Here is a 2,763-nt window from a genome sequence, read left to right as displayed (position 1 = left end):
TATCTTGGTAAAATAGTGCGAGTAGGAGGCGTCTCGCGCGCCAACAAAATATGGTGAACCGGCCCAACATCGGTAACCGGTCGCATCTATCCAAGGAGTCAGCATATGGCTATTGCAACCCCCGAAGTTTACGCAGAAATGCTGCAGACCGCGAAGGAAAAGGGCTTCGCGTACCCCGCAGTGAACGTGACCTCCTCCCAGACCCTGAACGCTGCAATCCGCGGCTTCGCAGAGGCTGGCTCGGACGGCATCATCCAGGCATCCACCGGTGGTGCAGCATACTGGTCCGGCGCTTCCAAGAAGGACATGGTCGTTGGCTCCCTGGCCTTCGCGGCATACGCACGCGAAGTTGCTAAGCAGTACGACGTGAACATTGCACTGCACACCGACCACTGCCCCAAGGACAAGCTGGAAGGCTTCGTTCTGCCCCTGCTGGCAGAGTCTGAGAAGGCTGTTGCTCGCGGTGAAGACCCCATCTTCAACTCCCACATGTGGGACGGCTCCGCAATCGACCTGGACGAGAACCTGAAGATCGCTGCTGAGCTGATCGAGCGTACCTCCAAGGCAAAGCTCGTTCTCGAGGTTGAGATTGGTGCCGTTGGTGGCGAGGAAGACGGCGTTGAAGGCGCTATCGACGACTCCCTGTACACCACCGTTGCAGACGCAATCAAGACCGTTGAGGCAATCGGCCTGGGCGAGAAGGGCACCTACATGGCTGCTCTGACCTTCGGTAACGTTCACGGCGTGTACAAGCCCGGTAACGTTCACCTGCGCCCCGAGCTGCTCAAGGAAATCCAGACCGAGGTCGGCGCTAAGTACGGCAAGGGCGACAAGCCCTTCTACCTGGTCTTCCACGGTGGCTCCGGCTCCACCGAGCAGGAGATTGCAGACGCAGTGTCCTACGGTGTTATCAAGATGAACATCGACACCGACACCCAGTACGCATTCACCCGCCCCGTTGCTGGCCACATGTTCAGCAACTACGACGGTGTGCTGAAGGTTGACGGCGAGGTCGGCAACAAGAAGACCTACGATCCCCGCGTTTGGGGTGCAGCTGCAGAGGCAGGCATGGCCGCACGCGTGGTCGAGGCTTGCCAGCAGCTCGGTTCCGTCGGTACCTCCATCAAGTAAGGTGCTGTTCGCCCGCCGCGGCTCCTGTAGCCGTTGCCGGGTGTGAACCTAAGCTTCGTTAAGCGAAAGCGGTGCCCGCTTCCTCTTCGTGAGGAGGCGGGCACCGCTCTTTTATGTATCTAGAACCGGGCAAACCTAGCGTTTGCAGCGGATCTTAGCGGGGGATGGGCGGGTTTACTTGCCGCCGCAGCCGCAACCACCGCATCCGCAGCCGCCGGACTTCACAGCCACCGAACCGGAGGTGGGAATACCGTCGCCGGTGTCGCCACCCATGAGGTTCACGCGGTTGCCGATCTCGGGGCCGCCAACCGGCTGGGGAGCCTTACCCGCCAGGGTCGCCGCGAAACCGGCGGGCTCCGCCAGGGGGCTCAGGTTCGGCACCATGGAGGAGCCGGTCGGGCCGCACGCCGCCGCTGCCGCGTTAGCCTTCGGCTGGGCGACCAGGTGGGCGCGGGAGAAGCGCTTAATCTGCTCGGCGGTCGGGTACGCGAAGGACACCTTCACCTCACCGTTGACGAGCATGAGCGGCAGAACCTCGCGGCCGTTCATCTCAATCTGCTCGGCGACCGGTGCGCACTCTTCAAATGCGGAAGGGTAGGAGTCGGTGGAGTACACCTCAATGTCCACGCCCGAATCTAGCGCCTCCTGCGCGGCGCCCAGGAATTCGGAACGCTCCATATCCTGCGGATCCTCCGGGTTTTCGCCGGGGCCCGGAATAAATACTTCAAGAACGGTCTCAGCCGCTTCAGTCATCAGTTCAGCCTTTTCTCTTATCGGCACCGGCTCGGGGGAGGGGTGCCAGTCCTTCACTAAGTGTACTCGCGACCTCAAGAGTGCAGAAGTGTGAGTTGAAGTTCCAGATTTGCGGAATATTTGCAGAATTCGAGTCGAATGACCCTCAGCTCGTGAGCAGCTGGCTCAGGTGATGTATTCTGAGTGCATATGCACCGGAGTGTGCGAACCCTGTTACTCAAGCAGGTGCCGCCCGGTGCGAAACCAAGAAGGCAACGACGCCCGCATCCGACGCGGACGCATCAGCGCTACAAATACACGCTATTCATAGCGCCACACGACCAGAAGGAGCATATATGTTCGGTTTCGGTAAGAAGAAGAAGGAAGCTGCTACTCAGGAAGCATCGTCCGCAGACGTCTACGTCGCACCTGTTACCGGCGAGTACCTGCCGCTGAGCGAAGTCTCCGACCCCGTTTTCTCTCAGGGCGTCATGGGCGACGGCTACGCAGTGAACCCCACCGCAGGCACCATCGTCGCACCCGTTGCAGGCACCATCGCACTGATTCAGGACACCCTGCACGCATTCATGCTCCGCACCGAAAACGGCGGCGAGGTGCTGGTGCACATCGGTATCGACACCGTTGAGCTCGGTGGCGACGGCTTCACCAAGATCGCTAACGTAGGCGACAAGGTTGAGGCGGGCGCCCCCATCATCGAGGTCGACTGGGCAGCAATCGAGGGTCGCATCCCCTCCAAGGAAACCATGGTGATGATCACCAACACCGCAAAGTTCAACATCTCCAAGGACTCTGAGTCCCGCCGCCCCGTCGCAGCCGGTGACCGCGTCGCTCAGGCAACCAAGAAGTAAGCTGAACCAGCGAAAATAGCTCAGCTTCAAC

At 60.3% G+C, this 2,763-nt stretch carries 3 protein-coding genes; 2 read left to right on the top strand and 1 reads right to left on the bottom strand.

Features of this window, described 5'->3' with window-relative positions:
• The first annotated feature begins 105 nt into the window (after nt 1-105).
• The gene (fbaA, locus tag Q0216_RS08400; RefSeq protein ID WP_012902702.1) at nt 106-1,131 is read left to right on the top strand and encodes a class II fructose-bisphosphate aldolase; all 1,026 of its coding nucleotides are present in this window, start codon (nt 106-108) and stop codon (nt 1,129-1,131) included.
• 174 nt (nt 1,132-1,305) lie between these two features.
• Here the strand turns inward: fbaA and Q0216_RS08395 are convergent, their stop codons facing one another.
• Nucleotides 1,306-1,884: an arsenic metallochaperone ArsD family protein gene (locus tag Q0216_RS08395; protein WP_298594491.1), complete on the bottom strand. Its 579-nt coding sequence runs from the start codon at nt 1,882-1,884 to the stop codon at nt 1,306-1,308.
• A gap of 335 nt (nt 1,885-2,219) precedes the next feature.
• Between Q0216_RS08395 and Q0216_RS08390 the strand changes: the two genes are divergently transcribed.
• The gene (locus tag Q0216_RS08390; protein WP_298594490.1) at nt 2,220-2,732 is read left to right on the top strand and encodes a PTS glucose transporter subunit IIA; all 513 of its coding nucleotides are present in this window, start codon (nt 2,220-2,222) and stop codon (nt 2,730-2,732) included.
• Nucleotides 2,733-2,763: the final 31 nt, after the last annotated feature.

Source organism: uncultured Rothia sp., assembly GCF_937976295.1.
Lineage (GTDB): Bacteria > Actinomycetota > Actinomycetes > Actinomycetales > Micrococcaceae > Rothia.
This window is presented reverse-complemented; position numbering and strand designations above follow the sequence as displayed.

Bases quoted from the DNA above. Each gene is read 5' to 3' on its own strand.
- fbaA (WP_012902702.1), top strand. From the start codon at position 106: ATGGCTATTGCAACCCCCGAAGTTTACGCAGAAATGCTGCAGACCGCG.
- Q0216_RS08395 (WP_298594491.1), bottom strand. From the start codon at position 1,884: ATGACTGAAGCGGCTGAGACCGTTCTTGAAGTATTTATTCCGGGCCCC.
- Q0216_RS08390 (WP_298594490.1), top strand. From the start codon at position 2,220: ATGTTCGGTTTCGGTAAGAAGAAGAAGGAAGCTGCTACTCAGGAAGCA.